Below are 22,563 nucleotides of genomic sequence, written 5' to 3' on the forward strand. Positions count from 1 at the left end.
AATGATTTTTCCCCTATGCAACCATGTCGATGATGCCTGTTGCATAAGTGCGACAATCTGGTCTCACCATGGGGTGGGCGAGGGGCTAGTTCCGAGATAACAACCAGCCCGATCATTTTCCGGCAGGGATAATGAGTGATATAAGTTGCACAGATATGTTTAAAATCGACTTTCAACTTTCCAATGTTCACCATCGTTAGATGGTTTTGCATCTTCATCACATCGAGTAACTTTGTTTTTTCCATTACCCATATCGAGCTCAAGCCAGGGTAATTTAAAGTCTTTGAACATAAAGTAGGCTGGTTCTTCTATGTTTATCCTTTGTGGCTTTTTAGGACTGCAAATTATGAAGTGAGGCCTTACATTTGACCATGTGTTTTCGTTACCAAAAATAGCCTTGAATCGTTTGTTTTTGCTATCTAGCTGACCATTGCTAAAGTAGCTATCGCCTTTAGCCTCAATCATCACAAGGTGGGTTATTTGCTTTTCGTCAACAAAGGCGAGAAGAAAGTCGACATCTTCTTGAGTGCCTGATATTTGATAGTCAATTGCAATTCCATTTTCCTCTATGAAATTGCGTTTTACGCAGCTCTTAGAGTTGTTTTTAGTGAGGTACAAGCTGGCATAGATCCAGTCAAGGTGGTAATCCATTGCAGCAAAGTATTTTCTGGGGATGGTGAGACCAATTAGCTTTGATATCTTATCAAGCTGGTTGTCATCCATGCGAAACTCCGGGTTCCCCAGCATTTGACCAATTAGGTAAAACCGCTCTTTACGGTTAAAAGACTTCAAGTTTTTAATTAATTCGTTGTTCATGTAAATCCCGAAAATGCTTATCGTCTGATAAGGAATTATTCTATAGAAAGCGGTGTGTATCGTAGAGTGTAATGAACGAAGTGAATTACACCTCTATTTCCAAGCTGAATCATATAGGGTGTAATTAGTTACTCGGCCTGCCCCTGTATTTTATATTTTCCTCGGATTGGGGAGCGGGTGTTGCCCTGACTGTTTGCCAAGGTGAGGAATATGAAATATTGCCTTGTGAAGGGGGAAGGTTAGTAATAAATTTCTTGTCCAATTTCTTTTATGTCCAGTTTGTTCGAGCCTGGATAGAACCCATCCATATCAATATGTTTAGTAACGGGGACGGAGATCTCTTTCTGTTCAGTTTTGAAATTTGATGCAACCTCTTCATCAATGCAACCATCTTGATATGTTTTATAAATAGCTTTTCCTGTCATTACATTGAAGTCGAAGTTAAAGAAACCTTCGCATGGTGCTCCATAATTTATTGTGGCACCAATTAGATACCATGCTTTATTATTAAAACGATATCTATGAGTGTAACTCCACTTATGACGGCTACCACCAAAATGATCAATGACGATAGCCCCTCGTTGTATATCAACGCTGATGAATGGATCCCCCATCATGCCACCATGAGCACTATCTAATATTGGCCCTTGCGAAGAGTGCCATAAGTCCCACTTATCTTGTTTTTTTTTATATATAAGCAGTGTTCTTTGTGTTCCTATTTCGTAAGTATTCACCGGAACAGTATTGACACAGGAAAAATGAGACGATCGTCTCTTGATCCCACTTTCCTGCTTGCTTGATCCTGCTCCTTAGATACGCTCCCCCCATGAGCAAAAACACCATGCATTCCGCGGGAATGCCCACCACTCTGGAGCAGGCCAACGAGCTGATTTATAAGCTCCTCGACCGCATCGCCGAGCTGGAGGACCGCCTCAATCAGCACAGCGGCAACTCCTCCAAGCCGCCTTCCAGCGACGGCCCCGGTGCACCGCCGCCGGCCCGCAAGCGTCCGGCGTCCGGCAAGCAACGGGGGGCGCAGCCCGGTCACAAGGGACATCGCCGCGAGCGGCATCCGCTTGATGCCCGCCTGACCCTGGTCCCGCATTACCCTGCCGCCGATTGCGCTTGCTGTGGCGGGGACATGGTGGCCCATGCCAAACCCTATCAGGTTCATCAGGTGTTCGAGCTGCCCGAGGTGAGCTATCTCGTCACCGAACACCAACTGTATCGTGCGACCTGCTCACGGTGTATCGGCACGACCCAGGCCGCACTGCCAGACAACGTCAGCAGCAGCCAGATGGGGGCCAATCTGCTCAGCTACATCGCGCTGCAAAGCGGCCAGTTTCACCAGAGCGTCAGCCAGATACAGCAGCAGCTCAAACAGCATTTCGGCCTGAGTTTTAGCCGGGGCGCCATCAGTGAGGCGCAGGGGCGGGTGAGTGCCATGCTCACCCCGACCTACCAGGCCATCAAGCAGCAGGTGCAGACGGCCACCCACGTTCATGCCGATGAGACCCGGCATCAGCGGGGTGGAGAGCGCCGCTGGATGTGGCTGGCGCTGAGCAAGATAGCCGTCTGCTTCATGACGGCCTATGGCCGTGGTCAGGAGGCGGCCAAGCGGCTGCTGGGCGCCGAGTTTGACGGGGTGCTGGTGACCGACCAGTACGCCGGCTACCGGTTTATCGACGCCGACCAGCGGCAACTGTGCTGGGCCCACGTGGCCCGCAATCTCGTGGCCATCGCCGAGAGTAGCGAGCAGTGCAACCAGCCCATCGGTGCCCGGTTGGTCTTGCTGGCGGATGCGGTGTTTCGTACCCGGCACCGTTGGGAAAGCGGTGCGTTGAGCAAGCAGAAATACCTGCGCAGGCTCGCGCGTTACCGGCAAAGCTGGCGAAGCCAGTTGGAGCGCGGCGCCCTGTTGTGCAGCAAACGCTACCGTGGACGATGCCAGTTGCTGCTGCGGGATGACGAGATGCTGTGGCGGTTTATGACTGACGACGAAATAGCGCTGACCAACAACGAGGCGGAGCGGGCGCTGCGTGGCTATGTGCTCTGGCGCAAGGGTAGCTACGGCGTGTGGTCTCACCGGGGCGAGCTGTTTCGCCAGCGCATCCTGTCGTTGGTGGAGACCGGCAAGCGATTGGGCCGCTGCCCACAGGAGTGGTTGAGGGCCGTGGTCAGGGCGTGCATCGAGAAGACAGATTATCCCATCCCGGCAGAACTGATGCCGTCAACCCCGTCCTGGTGAATAGATACCCGAGTTTGACGGGGTGCTGGTGACCGACCAGTACGCCGGCTACCGGTTTATCGACGCCGACCAGCGGCAACTGTGCTGGGCCCACGTGGCCCGCAATCTCGTGGCCATCGCCGAGAGTAGCGAGCAGTGCAACCAGCCCATCGGTGCCCGGTTGGTCTTGCTGGCGGATGCGGTGTTTCGTACCCGGCACCGTTGGGAAAGCGGTGCGTTGAGCAAGCAGAAATACCTGCGCAGGCTCGCGCGTTACCGGCAAAGCTGGCGAAGCCAGTTGGAGCGCGGCGCCCTGTTGTGCAGCAAACGCTACCGTGGACGATGCCAGTTGCTGCTGCGGGATGACGAGATGCTGTGGCGGTTTATGACTGACGACGAAATAGCGCTGACCAACAACGAGGCGGAGCGGGCGCTGCGTGGCTATGTGCTCTGGCGCAAGGGTAGCTACGGCGTGTGGTCTCACCGGGGCGAGCTGTTTCGCCAGCGCATCCTGTCGTTGGTGGAGACCGGCAAGCGATTGGGCCGCTGCCCACAGGAGTGGTTGAGGGCCGTGGTCAGGGCGTGCATCGAGAAGACAGATTATCCCATCCCGGCAGAACTGATGCCGTCAACCCCGTCCTGGTGAATAGATACCCTATTTCACCGTCCAACCCAGTATCCAGAACAATGAGTTTTTCATCGATACCATCTTTGTCCAAATCCCCCATAGCCTCGCCAATTACCTTTGAAGTGATATGCTCTTGACCCGGTTCCTCTGCAAGTGCTGTATTTACAGCCAATGCAAAAAACAATGTGGAAAAATATTTCATAAAAACCTCTGAGTGGTAGATTCGATTAGCGAAGCATAATCTGACGTTCGAGAAATAAGATGATATAACGGCTAAACATTCTTTATCTGACTTTCAATATAAGCCATTCTCCAAATACACAGGGAGCCGTTAACTGGGCTACGGGCTGGGTGTTGCCCCCTGTTGTTCGCCGAGGTGAGCCCGTTTGTCCAGGCCGCGAGGCAGGACGCCGAGCGAGCGCCGTTGGGCCATGGATGGCCCATCGGCGCGTGCCGTGGGACAAACGGGTGAACCGAGGGAACCCGACGCAGGAGGGCGAACAAGTGGGGGTGGCCTTTCTTTTGGTGACTTTTCTTTGGCCACGCAAAGAAAAGTCACTCGCCAAGCCGCGCAGCGGCGGCGAAACCCCGTCGAGGACGGAGTCCTCGTGTCCTGCATGGCGAAGCCATGCCAACGCGGTTGGCGACTCCTCACCCTAACCCTCTCCCCCAAGGGGAGAGGGAGTGGTTACCATGGTGCAATGCGCTTCGCTCCGCTTATTGCACCCTACGTCTTACCCGCAAGGGGAGGGGGAACGGTTACCGCGGACGATTACGCTTCGCTAATCGACCCTACTGGTGAGGTCATGCCAATACCTTGTTGTGTAGGGCAAAGACGTTACCCGACCCCTCACCCTAGCCCTCTCCCACCTGGGGAGAGGGGATGGAGCCCCGGGGCTGACGGGCACCTCCGTCGAGGGTGAAACCCTCGCACCCTGCCGCAGGGGCGGGAGACCGACTGGTCTCCGCCAAAGACGCTGCCGCCCCTGACTGTCGCCGCCACCCTGCGCCTCTGACCATCCCTGACAAAATCGGGCGTCAAACAGGCACCCTGGCCCATCTTACGGAGCCAGTACGGTCTTATCTATCGATTTGATGAGTTAACTATCAGAAAAGATTGGTTTTCTGCGCTGGCGCAAAGTTTGGGGCATGGTGTTCCGCCATTTCGGCGGGCCGGTTGGCAGGCTGACGTCCTGGTCAGGGAGTGGCGATGGCTGCAGGACCGCGATAGGGAGAGGGTGAGAATTGAGGATAAAGGGACTGGGTAACGATAAAGGAAAGGGCGGCACCCAAGCGGGTGCCACCTCTGTCAGGGGGCGGAGAAGTATTTGCCGTACAACTGCTGGAATTCGCTGCTGGCCAGCACCTGGGTCAGGCCGGTCTGAAATTCTCTGACCGATTCGTCGCTCACCGGATGGCTGAAGGCAAAGCAGAACTGCTCCGAGCTCAATATCCAGCGCACCTTGAAGCGGGCGGGATCGAGTTTTTGTTCCAGGATCAACTGTTCCATGGTGGTCTTGTTGGTGGAGACCAGATCGACCCGTCCCGAGGTGAGCATCTTTAGGGCCTGGGGCAGCCGGTTGGCGACCATCAGCCTGCTCTCGTCAAAGCCGTTGTTGAGCAGTAGTTGCTCCCCCACATCGGCTCGCACCGCCCCGATATTGAAGACTCTGGCGTCCTCCAGCTTGTTGATGGCGATATTGCGGCTGGTGAGCCCCACCAGCACGATCTCGGCGTAACCGATGGGGCAGGCCCATTTGAACAGGGGATCGCGGGCCTGGGTGCGGGCGGTGGAGAAGAGCACCGCATTGGGCTTTTGGGTCAGCAGGTAGTAACCCCGGGCCCAGGGCATGACGGTGATGGGCTGCGGTGTGGTGCCCGTCTTTTGCCACACCTGCTGCAGCAGCTCGACGGCAAAGCCGGCCGGCTTGCCCGCCTCGTCCGTGTAGTTATAGGGTTTGTACTCTTCGGTCATGTAGTGAAGCTTGGCCAGCTCCGGGCTGGCCTGGGTGAGGGTGGCAAACAGCAGCCCAATCAATCCAATCCATTGTTTCATCAGCGCCATCCTGCTTGAGGGAATCGTCGTTTCAGTGTGGGCAAGCGAGCCGATTTCGCCAAGGCCAAGTCAGATTTCCTGACAGCAAGAGAGAGCCTGGGTGCTGATGCCTGGCGTCACTGGCCCTTTTGGCTCATTGCTCTGATGTTCGCGCTTCGGGCAATCACTACTCTGGCAAATAGCGACGCCGCAGCGCTGGATAGGTCGGGCTGGCCAGTACCTGTTGAAGCCCCTGCTGGAATTCGGCGACCAGATGGTCGCTCACCGCGAGGCTGAAGGCGTAGCAGAAGGGGTCGGCGCTCAGTGTCCATTGCACCCTGAACTGGTCGGGAGCGAGCCCCAGCTCCCCGATACGCTGATAGAAGGTGTTCTTGTTGGTCGAGAGCAGATCGGCCCGCCCGGAGGTGAGCATCTTGATGGCATGGTTGAAACGGTTGGAGGTCATCATCCTGTCTGCCTGAAAACCGTTGCGGATCAGCAACTGCTCCCCCACATCGGCCCGTCCGGCGGCGATGATGTAGTGTTTGGCATCTTCCAGCCTGTCGAGATTGATATGGCGATGAGTCAGGCCGATCAGCACTATGTTGGCATGGTCAATGGGGCAAGCCCATTTGAACAGGGGATCCCGCGCCCTGGTGCGCACGGCGGAGAAGAGCACCACATCGGATCTCTTGCTCAGCTGGGAGTAGCCCCTGGCCCAGGGCATCACATCGATGGGTTGTGGCGGGGTTGCGGTTTGTTGCCACACCCGTTGCAACAGCTCGACGGCAAAACCGGTGGCCATGCCGGATCCATCCCGGTAGTTGTAAGGGCTGTTCTCTTCGGTGATGTAGTGCAGCTTGCCAAGCTCGGGGCTGGCCTGTGCGAGGGTGGCAAGCAGCAGGCCTGCCAATCCGGTCCATCGTGTCATCTGCGCCGCCCTCTTGATCAGTCTTCTCCTCAAGTGTTGTCGGGGCGACGCATTTCGCCAGCCCCGGCAACTTCAGGTTGGCGCTGGGGAGGGAGTTGCTGTCAGGGCTCGGGCAGGTATTTGGCCTGCAGGGCCTGAAATTCCCGGGAGGCGAGGACGCGGGTCAGCGCCTGCTGGAACTGGGTGATATCGCTGTCGGGTACCTGGCGGCTGAAGGCGTAGCAGAGTTGCTCGGCACTGAGCAGCAACGCTACGTTGAAGTCATCCACCCGCATACCGAGTTCGCGGATAGCTTCATAGCCGGCCAGCTTGCTGGTGGCGAGCAGATCGGCGCGGCCGGAGACCAGCATCTTCACCGCCTGGCTCAGTCGGTTGGCCGGGATGATCTTGCTGTCATCCATGCCGTTGTTGAGCAGCAGCTGTTCGGCGGCATCGGAGCGCACGGCGCTGATCCTGTAGTCGCTTATCTCGGCAATCGAGCCCAGAGTGAGCGGGCGGGAACTGTGCCCGAGCAGGATGAACTCCGAGTAGCCGATAGGGCATACCCACTTGAACAGGGCTTCCCGCGCCTGGGTGCGGGCGGTGGAGAAGAGCACCACGTTGGGTTTTTGAGTCAGCAGGTAGTAGCCGCGGGCCCAGGGGATGATGCGGACGGGTTGTAGCTCGACCCCGCCCTGTTGCCACACCATTCGCAGCAGCTCGACGGCGAGTCCGGTGGGCTGCCCCTGTTCATCGTTGTAGTTGTAGGGAGGATACTCTTCGGTGAGGTATTCGAGTTTGCCGAGATCGGCCCGCACGCCACCGGCCCACAGGATCAGAAAAAGGTGACAGATCAGCCATATCCTCATGGTGCACATCCCTATGCGGCAATCATGATTCCAGTGTGGGCATGAACCGGGCAAAGTGCCATCGTCTTTCTCACCAGCGGCTGCGGCTTGCTCCCAGAGGGCGAAACGCCTCATCGCGCAGCCCCACCAGCAGGGTCTTGCCATCGGGTTGCAACCGGAACTCGCCGTAGCGGGCCTCCTCAAGGGCCTCTCCCGTGCCTTCCTCGAAGAAATAGGCATCCGGCCCAATCTGCCACTGGCCGGCGTGGCGACTCACCTGCAGCAATCGCTCGTTGGGTGCCAGGGCCTCCGGCTTGTCGCCGGCTACCCAGCTTGCCACCTGGTGCTCGTCCAGGCGGATCACCAGGGTATCGCTCCCGCTGGCACTCGCGCTGCTCCTGTGGGTCGCAAGCTCGCGGGCTAGCTCGTAATTCAGACGCATATAGTCCCCCTGCATCAGGGAGCGGGGATCGAGCGGGGCTAGCCGCAGCAGTACCACCTCGCCGTTGGCCATGGCCTGTTCATAACGCCAGACGGTGAAGTTGATGCCCGCCAGGATGGCGAGGCCGACCAGCAGGATGGCAAGGGGTCTCATGACGGGCTCCTTTGGTTGAGGCGTTGCAACAAAAAACGTGTCCCCAGCAACAAAGCCCCCGAGCCCAGCAGCAGCCAGGACTTGGTCATCAGGGTGAGCCCGAGATCGTAGTAATAGAGGGCACCATAGCCTGTCAACAGCAAGAGCGAGAGGGTCATCAGACCAAGGCTGCCTGCGCAGAAACCGAGGATCAGCACCAGGGCACCGGCACCCATGCCGGGAATAAGGGCACTGAGCAGCACCAGCGGCAATCCATAGCGCAGCGGCAGGGCCAGCTTCACCATCACGGCTAGCAGCAGGGCGGCGCACAGCAGCGGATTGAGCCAGAGTGGCAGGCGCGAGAGGCCGAGCTCGTCGAGCAGACTGGCGCCCCCTTCCCAGAGTGGATGGTGCAGCCGACCCAGCACCAGCAGGGAGAGGGCGAGCCCCAGGGTCATGGCGTGATAGAGCGGGTGACGGGCCGGATCGGTTTCGGCCCGCAGCCAGCAGAAGGTGATGGCCGCCATCACCAGCGGCAGGGCTAGCAGTTGCAGGCCGAGGCTGGCGAGCCCCAGGGTGAGCAACAGGGCGGCGGCCACGCTGTGAAAGAGGCGCACCAGCCAGTGATCGAACAGCACGGCTATCCCCAAAGAGAGCAGGCAGAGGCCGAACCAGAGCAGGGCCTGGTGGGGGTCTATCTGATCGATAAGGCCATAGAGCAGCCAGGCATCGGCCGCCAGCGCCAGGGCAAGCACAAATTGATCCCAGAGATCCCCGTGCTGGCTACGGTTGATGGCGTAGGCAGCGGCCAGTAGCAGGGTGCCCATCAGCAGGGCGTGCTCCGGCTCGCGAGTCAGTTGCTCGAAGGTCATGAACAGGAAAAACAGCAGGAAGAGGGCGGCAATCCAGCCCACCAGTCCGAGCAGAAAGCGGCTCGACCAGTGGGGGCTGGTGTCCCGGGGCATCTCCCCCTCGACCAGATTGGCCTGTTGCAGCCGTTGCCAGAGGGTCGGATCACTCATGATGCCTCCTTTGCTGTTGCAGCCAGCGGCTGGCCACGACCGAGAGACCGATGGCGATAAGGCAGAGCAGCAGGAAACCGTCCACATCGGGTTCCATCCACTTGCCAAGGGTGGCCAGGATGATGGCGATGAGGCTCAGACACCCCATGGCGAGGCCGGCGATAAATCTGTGGTGCCAGAGGGCATAGGCGGCGGCAAGCCAGCCGAGCCAGAGCGGCCACACCCAGGGGGAGGCGGCATCGAACAGAGCCAGCAAGGCGAGCAGTGTGATCCCAAGGCCAGCGGCAAGCCCTGCCAGCCAGCTTGGCATCAGCCGCCAGCGGGCCGGTGTCAGTAACAGCAGGCCCCAGAGTGCGGCGTTGAGCAGGGTCAGGCTCCAGCCGAGCGCTTCCTCGTCAAAGGCAAAGAAGAGGTCGAACAGGCCGAGGCGCCAGTAGAGCACCAGGGCCAGCTGCGCTAGCAGCCAGCTCAGGGTCCACAGCAAGGGGCTTTGGCCCAGCGCCGCCAGCGGCAGCAGCATCAAAGTCCAGGTGGCAAACAGTTGCCAGGGATCGGCACCGGTCTGGTAGGTCTGGCCCACCAGTGCCAGCAGGGCACCGATATTGAGCGCCAGGGTCAACAGCAGCGCCTGGCGCGCCGTGTCGCCGAGGGACGTGCGCCACAACACCAGCAAGGTGGCGAGCAGGGGCGCTTCCAGCAGGGCCAGACGTGACAGACGTCCCAGCTCATGCCAGTTGAAGGCGACGAAGAACACCAGTCCGGCGCCGAGGCAGAGGGCGCCGAGCCAGAGCAACAGACGATCGAACAACCACTGCCAGCGCGCGGGAGGAGGGGGCAATTCGGCCAGCGCCAGTGCCGCGTCGAGCCGCTCGGGGGCAAGCCTGCCTTGTCTAACCCATTCGAGCAGCGTCTCTCTTGATACCTTGTGCATGGGGGAACTCCACGGAATTTGCCCCATTATGGCATGAGGGGCGAGGAGGAGGGGAGCCCGTTGGCCCTTTGTCACCGGCGCCATACCGACACAAAAAAGAGCGCCCCGACCAGGGGCGGGGCGCTCGAAGGAGTGGGCAGTCAGCTCGTCAGACGAAGATGAGGGTCGTGACCCCGAGCCCCACAAACAGCAGGGCGCAGGCGATGCGGATCCCCTTGAGCGGCAGCTTGTCGGCCCCCAGCTTGCCGATCAGCACCACGGGCACGTTGGCCAGCATCATGCCGAGGGTGGTGCCGGTGACCACCTGGAACAGGGAGTCATACTTGGCGGCCAGCAGCACGGTGGCGATCTGGGTCTTGTCGCCAATTTCGGCGATGAAGAAAAGCACGAAGGTGGCCATGAAGGGGCCGTACTTGTCCAGCGAGCTCTCCTCGTCATCCATCTTGTCCGGTACCAGGATCCAGATCGCCATGGCAACGAAGGCCGCGGCCACCAGATAGGTCATCACCTTGGGATCCAGCCAGCGGCTGATGAAGTCGCCAATCCAGGCGGCGCCCGCATGGTTGAGCAGGGTAGCCGCCAGCATGCCGGCGATGATGGGCCAGGGCTTGCGAAAACGACAGATGAGCAGCAACGCCAGCAGTTGGGTCTTGTCGCCGATTTCGGCGATGGCCACGCTGAGGGTTGAGGTTAACAAGGCTTCCATAAAAGTGAACCGGGGGACGGAATTGTTATAAACCAAAGACAAGCCTGCACCATCCGTCCCCGGTATTGGCACTGGCCCGTCAAAGGTCTTGTCAAATCCAGATGGTGATTGGATCACCCTGACCATGGTGAGTTGGCACCAAGTATGTTGATCAGGGTCGCAGGCCGGCGGGATCCGGCGTGCGAGACTACTCCCCCTCGATGGGAGCGGGCATTCTAGGGAAAAAGCCGAAGTGAAGCAAGGTGCGCCGCAGGCGGCTCAGCCCCCCACCAGCTTGACGCTGAAACCGGCTTTCTCCAGCTCGGCCTTGATAAGGTCCCGTTTGTCCCCCTGTATCTCGATCACGCCCTCTTTGATGCCCCCGCCCGTGCCGCACTTTTTCTTGAGCTGGGTAGCCAGCGCCTTTTGCTGTTCGGCCGGTACGCCGTGGATGGTGATGACCCCGGCGCCCTTGCGCCCCTTGGTCTCGCGGCGAATGCGCACTGTGCCATCGGTGGGGAAAGGGGAGGCGGATTGGGGGGCACTCTGCTCTTTGATCATGCCGCCATCCGTGCTGTAAACCAGGCGGCTGTTGTTGTTGTGACTCATGGTATTTCTTTATCGATTAGCGAAGCGGAGTTTGATTTTACTCAAATAAAAGTTGAAGACACAGCTTATAATGGCCTAGCTAAAAGAGAATTATTATTGTTTAACTTTCAGGAGTCAGTCATGGTACTCACGCAGTTGTCACCGGGACAGAGTGCTCGCATCAAGAACCTGGACCAGTTGACCCGTCCCCTGCGTCGCAAGCTGATGGTAATGGGATTGTTGCCTCAGACCGAAGTCATCTATCTGCGTTCTGCCCCTCTCGGGGACCCGCTCCAGATCCAGTGCCAGGGGATCTGTCTTTCCATGCAAAAAAGTCTGGCGCAGCAAATCGAGGTCGAACCGGTATGAAACACACCTCACAAAACAATCGTCATGGTCAAAGCACAATCGAGGGTGAACCGGTATGAATTATTCCCTGGTAACGGTTGGCAATCCCAATAGCGGCAAGACCTCCCTGTTCAATGCCCTGACCGGTGCCCGCCAGCAGGTGGGCAACTGGAGCGGGGTCACCGTCGACAAGAAGATGGGCGAGTTTTCTGTCGATGGACACGATTACAAGCTGATGGACCTGCCCGGCATCTATAGCCTGGCCAATCAGGAGGGGAGCTTGGACGAGCAGATCGCCAGCCGCTTCGTCGAGGATCAGCAACCTGATCTGCTGCTCAACGTCATCGATGCCGCCAATCTGGAGCGCTCCCTCTATCTGACGCTGCAACTGCGCGAGCTGGGGCTGCCCATGGTGGTGGTGCTCAACAAGATGGATATCCTGCAAAAGCGGCGAGTGACCATAGATGAAACCCTGCTTGCCAAGTCCCTCGGTTGCCCGGTGGTGGCGCTCTCCGCCCACAACGCCAGGCAGGTTGCCGCCTTCAAGGGCCAGATCCAGCAGTTTATCGGCAAGGCGCAACAGGCGCTGATGCTCGACTATGGCACCGAGCTTGAAAAAGATCTGGCGGAGCTTGAGAGCCTGCTTGCCCCCCATCATCTGACGACCCGTGGCCGCGCCCTGCGCCTGCTCGAAGAAGATGCAGTGATGCAGGAGACCTTGCTGCCCGGCCAGCATGAGGCGGCGGCCAACGTGGTGAGCCGTGCCCAGCAGGGGCAGGACATCGATCTGCAGCTGGCGGATATCCGTTATGGCCACATTCATCTGTGGGCCGCCGAGGCGTGCCAGCAGAAGGGCAAGCTCACCGTGGCCCAGAGCGAGAAGCTCGATCGGGTGCTGCTCAACCGCTGGTTCGGCATCCCCTTCTTCCTGCTGGTGATGTACCTGATGTTCATGTTTGCCATCAATGTGGGCAGCGCCTTCATCGACTTCTTCGACATCATGGGCGGCGCCCTGTTCGTCGATGGCGTGCATTACCTGTTGGGGCTGGTCAATGCCCCCGAGTGGCTCGGTGCCATCCTGGCGGACGGTTTCGGTGTGGGTCTGCAGACCGTCGCCACCTTTATCCCGGTGATCGGTTGTCTCTACCTGTTCCTGGCGGTGCTGGAGAGCTCCGGCTATCTGGCGCGGGCCGCCTTCGTGGTGGACGCCCTGATGCGCCGCCTCGGCCTGCCGGGCAAGGCATTTGTCCCCATGTTGATGGGCTTTGGTTGTACCGTGCCCTCGGTGATGGCGACCCGTACCCTCAACTCCGAGCGCGAGCGGCTGATGACCTCGGCCATGGCCCCCTTCATGTCGTGCGGTGCCCGTCTGCCGGTCTACGCCCTGTTTGCGGTGGCCTTCTTCCCGCACTCCGGTCAGAACCTGGTGTTCGGTCTCTATCTCATCGGCATTCTGGTGGCTGTGCTCACCGGCCTGTTGCTGCGCAGCACCCTGCTACCGGGCAAGAGCGAATCCATGTTGATGGAGATGCCGGACTACGAGTGGCCGCGTCCGGTCAACGTGGGGATCAAGACCTGGCAGAAGCTTAAATCCTTCGTGTTCGGCGCCGGTAAAACCATCGTGCTGGTGGTCGCCGTGCTGAGCGTGCTCAACTCCCTGGGTACCGACGGCAGCTTCGGACACCAGGAGCAGGAAGACTCTGTGCTGAGCAAGGTGAGCCAGGCGGTTACTCCGGTGCTGCACCCCATCGGTGTGCGCGATGACAACTGGCAGGCTACAGTCGGCATCGTCACCGGCATCTTCGCCAAGGAAGCGGTGGTCGGTACGCTCAACAGCCTCTATGCCGGCAGCGGGGAAGGGGATGAAGAGGCGGCCGAGTTCTCCCTCGTGGCCAGCTTCAAGGAGGCCATCAGCGCGGTGGCTGACAATCTCTCTTCCATCGACCCGACAGACCCCATGGGGATCTCGGTAGGGGATCTGGCGGATCAGCAAGCTGCAGCCGAAGAGCAGGAGGTCGACATCTCCACCTACGGCAACATGCAGACCCACTTCGACGGGGCGGCCGGTGCCTTTGCCTACCTGTTGTTCGTGCTGCTCTACATGCCCTGCGCCGCGGCCATGGGGGCTCTGGTGCGGGAAACCGGCCGTCAGTGGGCACTCTTTACCGCCGCCTGGTGCAACTACATGGCCTTTATGTGCGCCACCCTCTTCTATCAGGTGGCAACCTTCGCCGACCATCCCGAGCAGAGCCTGTTCTGGATCGCCAGCTACGGCCTCTCCCTGGTGCTGCTCTGGTGGCTGGGGCGCCGTCACGGTGACATCGTCGCCCGCAAGGTGGTGGTCCTGTGATCCTGCGCGAGCTGGGTGACTATCTCGCCGCGCAGCAGAAGGTGAGCCGGCGGGATCTGGCTCGCCACTTCCACACCTCGGAAGATGCGGTGGAGGCCATGCTCGGTGTCTGGATGCGCAAGGGGCGGGTGATCAAGCGGGAGAACCGGCTCTGCGGCGGCAGCTGCTGCGGCAAGAGTGAAGAGGTGATCTTCGAGTGGTGCGCCCCGGGCCAGATTGGGCTCAAGGTGCGCTAGTCGCCTTTTGCCATCGCCTGGAAATGAAAACGGCAGACCCAGTGGTCTGCCGTTTTTTTATGGCGTGATGCAGCGCTTAAGCGGGCTGACGAGCCTCATCTGGCAGGTGTGTCTCGGCCAGCAGGGCCCGTGCCGGTTGCGCGTTGCCCGGCATCACCCGGTAGGCCTTGTGGTGCTTGACCAGAGAGCCCTTCTTGTTGCCCTGGCTCAGCAAGAGCGCGTGGGTAAAGGCAGCCCGGGCCAGCTGCTGCTCGTCGCCGCGCACATAGAGGGTGAGGGGGCGGGTCAGCTCGCCGTCCTCGATATGCTCGCCATATTCGCTGGCACTGATGATGAGGCTGGGCTGGCCGCCCGATTGCAGGCGCAGCTTGGCGTTGATCTCGCTCTCCGTGATGACGAGCCAGCCAGCGGCGGCGAGCTCGGCCAGCAGTGCGTTGAGTCTGGTCCCGAGCTGGGTCGGGGCGGCCATGGCGCGCTCATACTGGCTGACGATGCGCTCGAGCAGCCCCTTGAGATCGGCGCCAGCCCCCAGGGTGCGGCCCAGCTGAACCCACTCTTTGAGATCCTCCATCACCAGCCGGGAGAAGCGCTTCTCCTTGAGAGATTCCGCCATCCAGGTGCACAGAAAATGGCTCTCCTGGGCGGGTGTGCGCTTGCCCGCCTTCTGGGCGGCAGTGCGCGCCAGTTCGGCCAGGCTCTGGCTGGCCATCTCGAGCAGGGCCAGGTTGTAGGTGGGAAGGGTCATCACGGTTCCTCACAAAGGGAGCCGGACTCACGGCCGGCTAATCAACAGCATAAAGGCGCCAGTGGCGCCTTTGGTATATGAGATGTTTGCCCCTCTCCTCTCACTGGAGAGGAAAAGGGTTGGTCCTTACTTCGGCTGGCGGGGCTTCTTGGCAGCCGCCAGACGCTTGAGGCGCTGGCCCTGCAGCTTGGCTTCGGCCATGGCCTGGGCGGCGGCGTTGTCTTCACGCTGCGGACGCTTGCCGAAACGGCGGCGCTCCTGCAACTGCTTGATCAGATCGTCGCGGCTGCTTACCTCGTAGCCCGGCACCATGATGCGGCGGATCTTCTGACCGATCACCGCCTCGATCTCCAGTAGGGTGCGCTCTTCCTCGCGGCTGACGAAGGAGATGGCCATGCCGCTCTTGCCGGCGCGGCCGGTGCGGCCGATGCGGTGTACATAGTCTTCGGCGAGGAACGGCAGATCATAGTTGACCACGTAGGCCAGATCCGGGATATCCAGCCCGCGCGCGGCCACTTCGGTGGCCACCAGCACCCGCAGCTTGCCCTCACTGAACTCGCGCAGGGCGCGGCGACGGCTGCCCTGAGCCTTGTCGCCGTGCACCACGGCGGACTTGATGCCATCGAGGTTCAGCTCTTCCACCAGCTCGTCGCAGCTCTCACGGGTGCTGGCGAACACCAGTACCTGTTGCCAGTTCTGCTTGCCGATGAGCTCGGAGAGCAGCTCGCGCTTGCGCTTCTGCTCCACCGGGTAGACGGTGTGGCTGACGGTGTCGGCAGTGGAGTTCTGCTTGTTGACGCTGACGATCTGCGGCTTGTCCAACATCAGGTTGGCGAGCTTCTTCACTGCCTCGGAGAAGGTGGCGGAGAACAGCAGGTTCTGGCGGGTCTTGTTGACCGCTTGCAGGATCTTTTGCACATCGGCACTGAAGCCCATGTCGAGGATGCGATCCGCTTCGTCCAGCACCAGGGTCTCGACCCCGGAGAGGCTCAGGTTGCAGGCGGTGAGGTGTTCGAGCAGACGACCCGGGGTCGCCACGATAATGTGAGCGCCCGCTTTCAACCGCTTGGCCTGCACGTCCTGCTTGCCGCCACCAACGATGGTGAGGGTGGTGATCGCCAGATACTTGGCGAAGTCATTGATGTTGCTCGCCACCTGGGCCGCCAGCTCGCGGGTCGGGGTCAGGATCAGTACCCGGGCGTTGGAGGGCTGCACCGGCGCCGGATTGTCCACCAGACGCTGCAGGATGGGCAGGGCGAAGGCGGCGGTCTTGCCGGTGCCGGTTTGGGCGCTGGCCAGCAGGTCGCGGCCACGGCGCACGGCCGGGATGGCTTGGCTCTGCACAGGGGTCATCTCCTGATAACCGCACTCTGAAATGGCGCGCAAAATCTCGGGGGCAAAATCGAACGATTCAAATCTCATAAGGGGTTCCTGTGTTCCAGCGGGACTATGGCTGGCCTGGTTGGCTCGGTATGAGCGAAAAGTCGGTTATGACCACCGACGGCTGTGTCTGACATCACGTCAGAGAGTGGCCGGAAAATGGCGGGCGCGAAGTGTATCAGATAGATGCTACAAATTCTGCCTCAAATAGTTTCAGTTTTTACGGGAAAGGGGCCAATCAGGAGGGCTCATAAAAAGAGAGCCCCGCATCGGCGGGGCTCTGTATTGGCTGACGCAGGGGCTGCGATGGCGGATCAGACGGCCAGATAGTCCATGATCCCTTCGGCGGCCTTGCGCCCTTCGTAGATGGCGGTCACCACCAGGTCGGAACCGCGCACCGCGTCGCCACCGGCGAACACCTTGGGGTTGCTGGTCTGGAAAGGGTATTCGGCCTGCTCGCGCGCCTTGATGCGATCCCGGCTGTCGAGCTCGATGCCGTATTCCGCCATCCAGGGCTGGGGGTTGGGCTGGAAGCCAAAGGCCATCACCACCACATCAGCAGGCAGCACCTGCTCGGAACCGTCAATCACCACCGGATTGCGGCGACCATTGGCATCGGGGGCGCCAAGCTCGGTGCTCACCACCTTGATGCCGACGGTGCGGCCGCTGGCATCCAGTTCGACGCCGATAGGTTGGAGGTTGAACATAAACTCGACCCCTTCCTCGCGGGCATTTTTCACCTCCCGCTTGGAGCCCGGCATGTTCTCTTCATCGCGACGGTAGGCGCAGATCACCTTGGCGGCCCCCTGGCGGATGGCGGTACGCACACAGTCCATGGCGGTATCGCCGCCGCCCAGCACCACCACCTGCTTGCCGGCAAAGTCGATGTAGTCGCTCTGCGCCTTCTCAAAACCGAGCAGCCGGTTGGCGTTGGAGATGAGGTAGGGCAGGGCGTCATAGACCCCCGGAGCCTCTTCGTTGGCAAAGCCGCCTTTCATGTACTTGTAGGTACCGACCCCGAGGAAGACCGCATCGAACTCGCCGAGCAGGTCGGCGAAGGTGACGTCACGGCCCACCTCTGTCTCGAGGCGAAACTCCACCCCCATCCCCTCGAAGATCTCGCGCCGGCGCTGCATCACCTCTTTCTCCAGCTTGAAGGAGGGGATGCCGAAGGTGAGCAGGCCCCCGATCTCCGGATACTTGTCGAACACCACCGGCGTCACGCCGTTGCGTGCCAGCACGTCGGCACAGGCAAGACCGGCGGGGCCCGCTCCGATGACAGCGACCCGTTTGCCGGTCTTGACCACCTTGGAGAGATCCGGGCGCCAGCCCATCTCGAACGCCTTGTCGGTGATGTATTTTTCGATGTTGCCGATGGTCACGGCGCCGAAGCGATCGTTGAGGGTGCAGGCACCCTCGCACAATCTGTCTTGCGGGCAGACCCGGCCGCACACCTCCGGCAGGCTGTTGGTCTGGTGGGAGAGCTCCACCGCTTCCAGGATGCGTCCCTCCTTGGCCAGTTTCAGCCAGTTGGGGATGTAGTTGTGCACCGGACACTTCCACTCGCAATAGGGGTTGCCGCACTCGAGGCAGCGATCCGCCTGCATCTCGACCTGAGGCTTGTTGAAAGACTCATAGATCTCCACGAACTGGATCTTGCGGATCTTGAGCGGCTTCTTCGGCGGGTCGACCCGTTGCACATCGATAAACTGAAATACGTTCTGGCTCATAGGGTTCCCTCCTTATTGCGCCTGGATTCTGAGTTCTGCACTGGAACGACTGGTGTGACCCAACAAGGACTTGACGTCGCTGGACTTGGGTTTGATCAGCCTGAACTTGGGCACATAGGAGTCGAAGTTGGCCAGGATCTCCTCGGCACGGTGGCTGCCGGTTTCATTCAGGTGAGCGGTGATGATGCCGCGCAGGTGCTCTTGGTGGATGGGCAGATCCGCCACCTCCAGCAGCTCCACCAGCTCGGGGTTGGTGCGCTTGGCAAAGTTGCCGCACTCGTCGAGCACGTAGGCAAAACCGCCTGTCATGCCCGCCGCGAAGTTGACACCGGTCTGGCCGAGCACGGTGACGATGCCGCCAGTCATATATTCACAACCGTTGTCGCCGATCCCTTCTACTACCGCGAGGGCCCCAGAGTTGCGCACCGCGAAGCGCTCGCCAGCGGTGCCGGCAGCATAGAGTTTGCCGCCGGTGGCGCCGTAGAGGCAGGTGTTGCCGATGATGGCCGCCTCGTGGGACTTGAACGCCACGCCGACGTGAGGCTTGATCACCAGCTTGCCGCCGGTCATCCCCTTGCCCACGTAGTCGTTGGCATCCCCGGTGAGGATCATCTCAAGGCCCCCCGCGTTCCAGACGCCGAAGCTCTGGCCGGCGGTGCCGTTGAAATGCACCCTGACCGGATCGGCCGCCATCCCCTGATTGCCGTGACGCTTGACGATCTCGCCTGACAGACGCGCGCCAACCGAGCGGTCGGTGTTGCGGATGTCGTAGCGGAACTCGCCGCCGGATTTGGTCTCTACCGCACCCAGCAGATCGTCCACCATGTTGAGGTTGAGCGGCCCCTTGTCGAAGGTGGGGTTGTGCTGCTGGCTGAACAGGCTGGAGCCTGCCGGCGCCACCGGACGGGCCAGGATGCCGGAAAGATCCAGTTTGGCCTGGCGGGCGGTGAGGCCGGGCAGGGCCTCCAGCAGATCGGTACGGCCAATCAGATCAGTCAGTTGGGTGACACCCAGCTGGGCCATCAGCTCGCGGGTCTCTTCGGCGATGAACTTGAAGTAGTTCATCACCATCTCCGGCAGGCCGGTGAAGTGCTCGCGGCGCAGCTTCTCATCCTGAGTGGCGACGCCGGTGGCGCAGTTGTTGAGGTGACAGATCCGCAGATATTTGCAGCCGAGTGCCACCATGGGGCCGGTACCGAAGCCAAAGCTCTCGGCGCCGAGGATGGCCGCCTTGATGATGTCGAGGCCCGTCTTGAGACCGCCATCCACCTGGAGGCGCACCTTGTGACGCAATCCGTTGGCCACCAGCGCCTGCTGGGTTTCGGCCAGCCCCAACTCCCAAGGGGAGCCGGCGTATTTCACCGAGGTGAGGGGGCTTGCGCCTGTGCCGCCGTCATAACCTGAGACGGTGATGAAGTCCGCATAGGCCTTGGCCACGCCACAGGCGATGGTGCCGACGCCGGGCTCGGAGACCAGCTTGACCGACACCAGGCAGCTTGGGTTGATCTGTTTGATGTCGAAGATGAGCTGGGCCAGATCCTCGATGGAGTAGATGTCGTGGTGCGGCGGCGGGGAGATCAGGGTCACGCCGGGCACGGAATAGCGCAGCTGGGCAATCTGGGCGGTGACCTTGTCACCGGGCAGCTGGCCGCCCTCGCCGGGCTTGGCGCCCTGGGCGACTTTTATCTGCACCACGTCGGCGTTCATCAGGTAGTGGGGGGTCACGCCAAAGCGCCCCGAGGCCACCTGCTTGATGCGGGAGTTCTTCTCGGTGCCAAAGCGCTTGGGATCCTCACCGCCTTCGCCGGAGTTGCTCTGGCCGCCGAGGCGGTTCATGGCGATGGCCAGCGCCTCGTGGGCCTCCGGCCCCAGGGCGCCGATGGACATGGCGGCAGAGTCGAAGCGGGGGAACAGCTTGTCGGCCGGCTCCACCTGCTCCAGCGCCACCGGATTGTCAACCTTCTTCAAGGTGAGCAGGTCGCGCAGGGTCGCGACTGGGCGCTCGTTCACCAGACGGGCGTACTCCTTGTAATCGGCGTAGTTGCCGGAGCGCACCGCCGTTTGCAGGGTCTGCACCACGTCCGGGTTGTAGGTGTGGTACTCGCCGCCATGGACGAATTTCAAGAGGCCGCCGTGACCGAGCGGTTTGCGCGCCAGCCAGGCCTGACGGGCCAGCTTGAGCTGATCTTCCTGAATATCGGTAAAGTCGGCCCCCTGGATGCGGCTGGAGACGCCACGGAAGCAGGTATCCACCACGGATTTGGCCAGGCCCACCGCCTCGAACAGCTGGGAGCAGCGGTAGCTCGCCACCGTACTGATCCCCATCTTGGACATCACCTTGTAGAGGCCCTTGTTGATGCCGTTGCGGTAGTTGAGCATGGCCTGGCGCAGAGGCATGGTGAGCACCCCTTCCTCGACCTGCTTGGCCAGGGTCTCGTAGGCCAGATAGGGGTAGATAGCGGTGGCGCCAAAGCCCAGCAGCACGGCGAAGTGGTGCGGGTCGCGCACGCTCGCGGTCTCCACCAGGATGTTGGCGTCACAGCGCAGATTGTTGTCGACCAGGGTGCGCTGCACCGCCCCCACCGCCATGGCGGCCGGGATGGGCAGGGTATCGACGCTGATGGCGCGATCCGAGAGCACCAGCAGCACTGTGCCCGCTTCGGCAGCAGCCTTGGCCTCTTCGCAGATGCGCAGGATGGCCGCCTCCAGCCCCTCTTCGGGCTTGAAGTTGAGGCTGATCACCTGATGGCGATAGTACTCCCCTTCCAGCGCCAGCAGCTGGTGAAAGTCGGAGTAGAGCAGGATCGGCGACTGGAACAGCACCCGGTGGGCGTGGCCGAAGGTCTCGTTGAAGACGTTCTGCTCGCGCCCGATACAGGTGGCCAGCGACATGACGTGGTTTTCCCGCAGCGGATCGATGGGCGGGTTGGTCACCTGGGCGAACATCTGGCGGAAGTAGTCGTACAGGGTGCGCTGGGTGCCGGAGAGCACCGCCATGGGGGTGTCGTCCCCCATGGAACCCACCGCTTCCTGGCCGTTTTCGCCGAGCACGCGGATGATCTGGTCGAGCTCCTCGAAGGAGTAACCGAACAGCTTTTGATAGGTCTTGAGCTGATCGTCGGAGAATTCGCGGCTGCCGGTCTGGCTGTCATCCATCTGTTCGAACGGCACCAGGCGGCGGCAGTGCTTGTCCATCCACTGCTTGTAGGTGTGGCGGCTCTTGAGATCGTCGTCGATCTCGAAGCTGGTCCACACCTTGCCGTTGCTGGTGTCCACCACGAACAGCTCGCCCGGGCCGACGCGGCCCTTCTCCAGCACCTCGTCCGGGGTGTAGTCCCAAGTGCCCACTTCGGAGGCAAGGGTGATGAACTTGTCCTTGGTGATGACGTAGCGGGCCGGGCGCAGGCCGTTGCGATCGAGCGCACAGGTGGCGTAGCGGCCGTCGGTCATGACGATGCCGGCGGGGCCATCCCAGGGCTCCATGTGCATGGAGTTGAAGTCGTAGAAGGCGCGCAGATCGTCATCCATGTTGGGGTGCTTTTGCCACGCAGGCGGGATCAGCAGGCGCATGGCACGGAACAGATCCATGCCACCGGCGAGGAAGAGATCCAGCATGTTGTCGAGGCTGGATGAGTCGGAGCCGGTGGTGTTGACGAAGGGGGCGGCCTCCTGCAGATCCGGAATGAGCGGGGTGGCGAACTTGTAGCTACGCGCCTTGGCCCACTGACGGTTGCCGGCGATGGTGTTGATTTCGCCGTTGTGGGCGAGATAACGGAATGGCTGGGCCAGCGGCCAGCGCGGGCTGGTGTTGGTGGAGAAGCGCTGGTGGAAGACGCAGATGGCCGCCTGCATGCGGATGTCGGCGAGATCCAGATAGAAGCGCGGCAGGTCCACCGGCATGCACAGCCCTTTGTAGACGGTGACCAGGTTGGAGAGGCTGACCACGTAGAAGTAGTCGTCGCTGATGCGCTTTTCGATGCGGCGGCGCACGATATAGAGGCGGCGCTCAAGATCCTTGTCGACCCAGCCGGGTGGGGCGTTGACAAAGACCTGTTCAATACTGGGCAGGGAAGCCTTGGCGATGGTGCCGAGCACATTGGTGTCGACGGGCACCTTGCGCCAGCCGACCAGGCTCAGGGTCTCTTTTTCCAGCTCTTCGTCGATGATGTCGCGCGTCTGCTGGGCCAATACGGGGTCCGGGTTGAGAAACAGCATGCCGACTGCATAATTGCGGCCCAGGTGCCATCCCTTCTCTTCGGCGACAGCTCTAAAGAAGCTGTCCGGTTTTTGCAGCAACAGACCGCAGCCATCGCCGGTCTTACCGTCGGCTGATATGCCGCCGCGGTGCTGCATGCGAGCCAATGCTGACATCGCGAGACGGACAAGCTTGTGGCTGGCTTCACCTTCCATGTGGGCCAACAGGCCGAAGCCACAGTTATCCCTCTCCAGCTTTGGATCATATAGTGACATTGCATTTCTCCCTTGCTCGGCCTTGCATCGCACTGTCATA

Annotated in this window: 18 protein-coding genes and 1 pseudogene; 5 read left to right on the forward strand and 14 right to left on the reverse strand. The window is 60.6% G+C overall.

Annotated elements, in window-relative coordinates; translation table 11 throughout:
• Nucleotides 1-159: 159 nt before the first annotated feature.
• Both I6L37_RS13280 and I6L37_RS13285 read right to left on the reverse strand, forming a co-directional pair.
• Nucleotides 160-816, reverse strand: coding sequence for a hypothetical protein (locus tag I6L37_RS13280; RefSeq protein ID WP_216992091.1), 657 nt, complete (start codon nt 814-816; stop codon nt 160-162).
• 239 nt (nt 817-1,055) lie between these two features.
• Nucleotides 1,056-1,550, reverse strand: a complete 495-nt coding sequence (locus I6L37_RS13285) for a hypothetical protein (protein WP_254203488.1) — start codon at nt 1,548-1,550, stop codon at nt 1,056-1,058.
• Nucleotides 1,551-1,642: 92 nt separating this feature from the next.
• Between I6L37_RS13285 and I6L37_RS13290 the strand changes: the two genes are divergently transcribed.
• Both I6L37_RS13290 and I6L37_RS13295 read left to right on the forward strand, forming a co-directional pair.
• Nucleotides 1,643-3,064, forward strand: coding sequence for an IS66-like element ISKpn15 family transposase (locus I6L37_RS13290; protein WP_032495448.1), 1,422 nt, complete (start codon nt 1,643-1,645; stop codon nt 3,062-3,064).
• A 16-nt stretch (nt 3,065-3,080) separates the two neighbouring features.
• Nucleotides 3,081-3,689: pseudogene (locus I6L37_RS13295) on the forward strand (IS66-like element ISKpn15 family transposase); the annotation flags it as partial.
• A gap of 1,291 nt (nt 3,690-4,980) precedes the next feature.
• On the opposite strand, the gene I6L37_RS13300 reads toward I6L37_RS13295, so the two are convergent.
• The 8 genes from I6L37_RS13300 to I6L37_RS13335 all read right to left on the reverse strand — a co-directional run bounded on the left by I6L37_RS13300 (nt 4,981) and on the right by I6L37_RS13335 (nt 11,285).
• A complete protein-coding gene (locus I6L37_RS13300; RefSeq protein ID WP_216992092.1) occupies nt 4,981-5,727 on the reverse strand; it encodes an ABC transporter substrate-binding protein in 747 nt (248 codons plus the stop codon).
• 166 nt (nt 5,728-5,893) lie between these two features.
• Nucleotides 5,894-6,637 carry an ABC transporter substrate-binding protein gene (locus I6L37_RS13305; protein ID WP_216992093.1) on the reverse strand — a complete coding sequence of 248 codons (744 nt, stop codon included), beginning with the start codon at nt 6,635-6,637 and terminating at the stop codon, nt 5,894-5,896.
• Nucleotides 6,638-6,738: 101 nt separating this feature from the next.
• Nucleotides 6,739-7,485, reverse strand: coding sequence for an ABC transporter substrate-binding protein (locus I6L37_RS13310; RefSeq protein WP_216992094.1), 747 nt, complete (start codon nt 7,483-7,485; stop codon nt 6,739-6,741).
• A gap of 70 nt (nt 7,486-7,555) precedes the next feature.
• A complete protein-coding gene (locus I6L37_RS13315) occupies nt 7,556-8,059 on the reverse strand; it encodes a GDYXXLXY domain-containing protein (protein WP_216992095.1) in 504 nt (167 codons plus the stop codon).
• Nucleotides 8,056-9,060 (reverse strand): DUF4401 domain-containing protein, encoded by a 1,005-nt coding sequence (locus I6L37_RS13320; protein WP_216992096.1) that lies wholly within the window; start codon nt 9,058-9,060, stop codon nt 8,056-8,058. The genes I6L37_RS13315 and I6L37_RS13320 overlap by 4 nt, the downstream gene beginning before the upstream one ends.
• On the reverse strand, nt 9,053-9,991 hold the full coding sequence (locus tag I6L37_RS13325; RefSeq protein WP_216992097.1) for a DUF2157 domain-containing protein: 939 nt from the start codon (nt 9,989-9,991) through the stop codon (nt 9,053-9,055). Before I6L37_RS13325 ends, I6L37_RS13320 begins: the two co-directional genes overlap by 8 nt.
• A gap of 148 nt (nt 9,992-10,139) precedes the next feature.
• The gene (locus I6L37_RS13330) at nt 10,140-10,697 is read right to left on the reverse strand and encodes a TMEM165/GDT1 family protein (protein WP_042028801.1); all 558 of its coding nucleotides are present in this window, start codon (nt 10,695-10,697) and stop codon (nt 10,140-10,142) included.
• Nucleotides 10,698-10,955: 258 nt separating this feature from the next.
• On the reverse strand, nt 10,956-11,285 hold the full coding sequence (locus tag I6L37_RS13335; protein ID WP_216992098.1) for a translation initiation factor: 330 nt from the start codon (nt 11,283-11,285) through the stop codon (nt 10,956-10,958).
• Between the two features lie 120 nt (nt 11,286-11,405).
• On the opposite strand from I6L37_RS13335, the gene I6L37_RS13340 reads away from it, so the two are divergent.
• Genes I6L37_RS13340 through I6L37_RS13350 form a run of 3 tightly spaced genes read left to right on the forward strand, consistent with a single transcriptional unit; the run spans nt 11,406 to nt 14,198 of the window.
• Nucleotides 11,406-11,633 carry a FeoA family protein gene (locus I6L37_RS13340; RefSeq protein ID WP_026458432.1) on the forward strand — a complete coding sequence of 76 codons (228 nt, stop codon included), beginning with the start codon at nt 11,406-11,408 and terminating at the stop codon, nt 11,631-11,633.
• Between the two features lie 55 nt (nt 11,634-11,688).
• Nucleotides 11,689-13,962, forward strand: a complete 2,274-nt coding sequence (gene feoB, locus I6L37_RS13345; protein ID WP_216992099.1) for a Fe(2+) transporter permease subunit FeoB — start codon at nt 11,689-11,691, stop codon at nt 13,960-13,962.
• Nucleotides 13,959-14,198, forward strand: a complete 240-nt coding sequence (locus I6L37_RS13350; protein ID WP_026458231.1) for a FeoC-like transcriptional regulator — start codon at nt 13,959-13,961, stop codon at nt 14,196-14,198. Before feoB ends, I6L37_RS13350 begins: the two co-directional genes overlap by 4 nt.
• Nucleotides 14,199-14,274: 76 nt before the next feature.
• On the opposite strand, the gene I6L37_RS13355 is transcribed toward I6L37_RS13350, so the two are convergent.
• The 4 genes from I6L37_RS13355 to gltB all read right to left on the reverse strand — a co-directional run bounded on the left by I6L37_RS13355 (nt 14,275) and on the right by gltB (nt 22,523).
• Nucleotides 14,275-14,943, reverse strand: a complete 669-nt coding sequence (locus I6L37_RS13355; protein ID WP_216992100.1) for a DUF2913 family protein — start codon at nt 14,941-14,943, stop codon at nt 14,275-14,277.
• A 126-nt stretch (nt 14,944-15,069) separates the two neighbouring features.
• Nucleotides 15,070-16,365 carry a DEAD/DEAH box helicase gene (locus I6L37_RS13360; protein ID WP_216992101.1) on the reverse strand — a complete coding sequence of 432 codons (1,296 nt, stop codon included), beginning with the start codon at nt 16,363-16,365 and terminating at the stop codon, nt 15,070-15,072.
• A gap of 272 nt (nt 16,366-16,637) precedes the next feature.
• A complete protein-coding gene (locus tag I6L37_RS13365) occupies nt 16,638-18,053 on the reverse strand; it encodes an FAD-dependent oxidoreductase (protein ID WP_216992102.1) in 1,416 nt (471 codons plus the stop codon).
• 12 nt (nt 18,054-18,065) lie between these two features.
• On the reverse strand, nt 18,066-22,523 hold the full coding sequence (gltB, locus tag I6L37_RS13370; protein ID WP_216992103.1) for a glutamate synthase large subunit: 4,458 nt from the start codon (nt 22,521-22,523) through the stop codon (nt 18,066-18,068).
• Between the last annotated feature and the right edge of the window lie 40 nt (nt 22,524-22,563).

Source organism: Aeromonas sp. FDAARGOS 1407 (assembly GCF_019048725.1).
In the GTDB taxonomy this organism is placed as follows: domain Bacteria; phylum Pseudomonadota; class Gammaproteobacteria; order Enterobacterales; family Aeromonadaceae; genus Aeromonas; species Aeromonas enteropelogenes.

Excerpts from the sequence above, each read along its gene's own strand:
- I6L37_RS13280 (WP_216992091.1), bottom strand. The coding sequence starts at position 816 with ATGAACAACGAATTAATTAAAAACTTGAAGTCTTTTAACCGTAAAGAG.
- I6L37_RS13290 (WP_032495448.1), top strand. The coding sequence starts at position 1,643 with ATGAGCAAAAACACCATGCATTCCGCGGGAATGCCCACCACTCTGGAG.
- I6L37_RS13300 (WP_216992092.1), bottom strand. The coding sequence starts at position 5,727 with ATGAAACAATGGATTGGATTGATTGGGCTGCTGTTTGCCACCCTCACC.
- I6L37_RS13305 (WP_216992093.1), bottom strand. The coding sequence starts at position 6,637 with ATGACACGATGGACCGGATTGGCAGGCCTGCTGCTTGCCACCCTCGCA.
- I6L37_RS13310 (WP_216992094.1), bottom strand. The coding sequence starts at position 7,485 with ATGAGGATATGGCTGATCTGTCACCTTTTTCTGATCCTGTGGGCCGGT.
- I6L37_RS13315 (WP_216992095.1), bottom strand. The coding sequence starts at position 8,059 with ATGAGACCCCTTGCCATCCTGCTGGTCGGCCTCGCCATCCTGGCGGGC.
- I6L37_RS13320 (WP_216992096.1), bottom strand. The coding sequence starts at position 9,060 with ATGAGTGATCCGACCCTCTGGCAACGGCTGCAACAGGCCAATCTGGTC.
- I6L37_RS13325 (WP_216992097.1), bottom strand. The coding sequence starts at position 9,991 with ATGCACAAGGTATCAAGAGAGACGCTGCTCGAATGGGTTAGACAAGGC.
- I6L37_RS13330 (WP_042028801.1), bottom strand. The coding sequence starts at position 10,697 with ATGGAAGCCTTGTTAACCTCAACCCTCAGCGTGGCCATCGCCGAAATC.
- I6L37_RS13335 (WP_216992098.1), bottom strand. The coding sequence starts at position 11,285 with ATGAGTCACAACAACAACAGCCGCCTGGTTTACAGCACGGATGGCGGC.
- I6L37_RS13340 (WP_026458432.1), top strand. The coding sequence starts at position 11,406 with ATGGTACTCACGCAGTTGTCACCGGGACAGAGTGCTCGCATCAAGAAC.
- feoB (WP_216992099.1), top strand. The coding sequence starts at position 11,689 with ATGAATTATTCCCTGGTAACGGTTGGCAATCCCAATAGCGGCAAGACC.
- I6L37_RS13355 (WP_216992100.1), bottom strand. The coding sequence starts at position 14,943 with ATGACCCTTCCCACCTACAACCTGGCCCTGCTCGAGATGGCCAGCCAG.
- I6L37_RS13360 (WP_216992101.1), bottom strand. The coding sequence starts at position 16,365 with ATGAGATTTGAATCGTTCGATTTTGCCCCCGAGATTTTGCGCGCCATT.
- I6L37_RS13365 (WP_216992102.1), bottom strand. The coding sequence starts at position 18,053 with ATGAGCCAGAACGTATTTCAGTTTATCGATGTGCAACGGGTCGACCCG.
- gltB (WP_216992103.1), bottom strand. The coding sequence starts at position 22,523 with ATGTCACTATATGATCCAAAGCTGGAGAGGGATAACTGTGGCTTCGGC.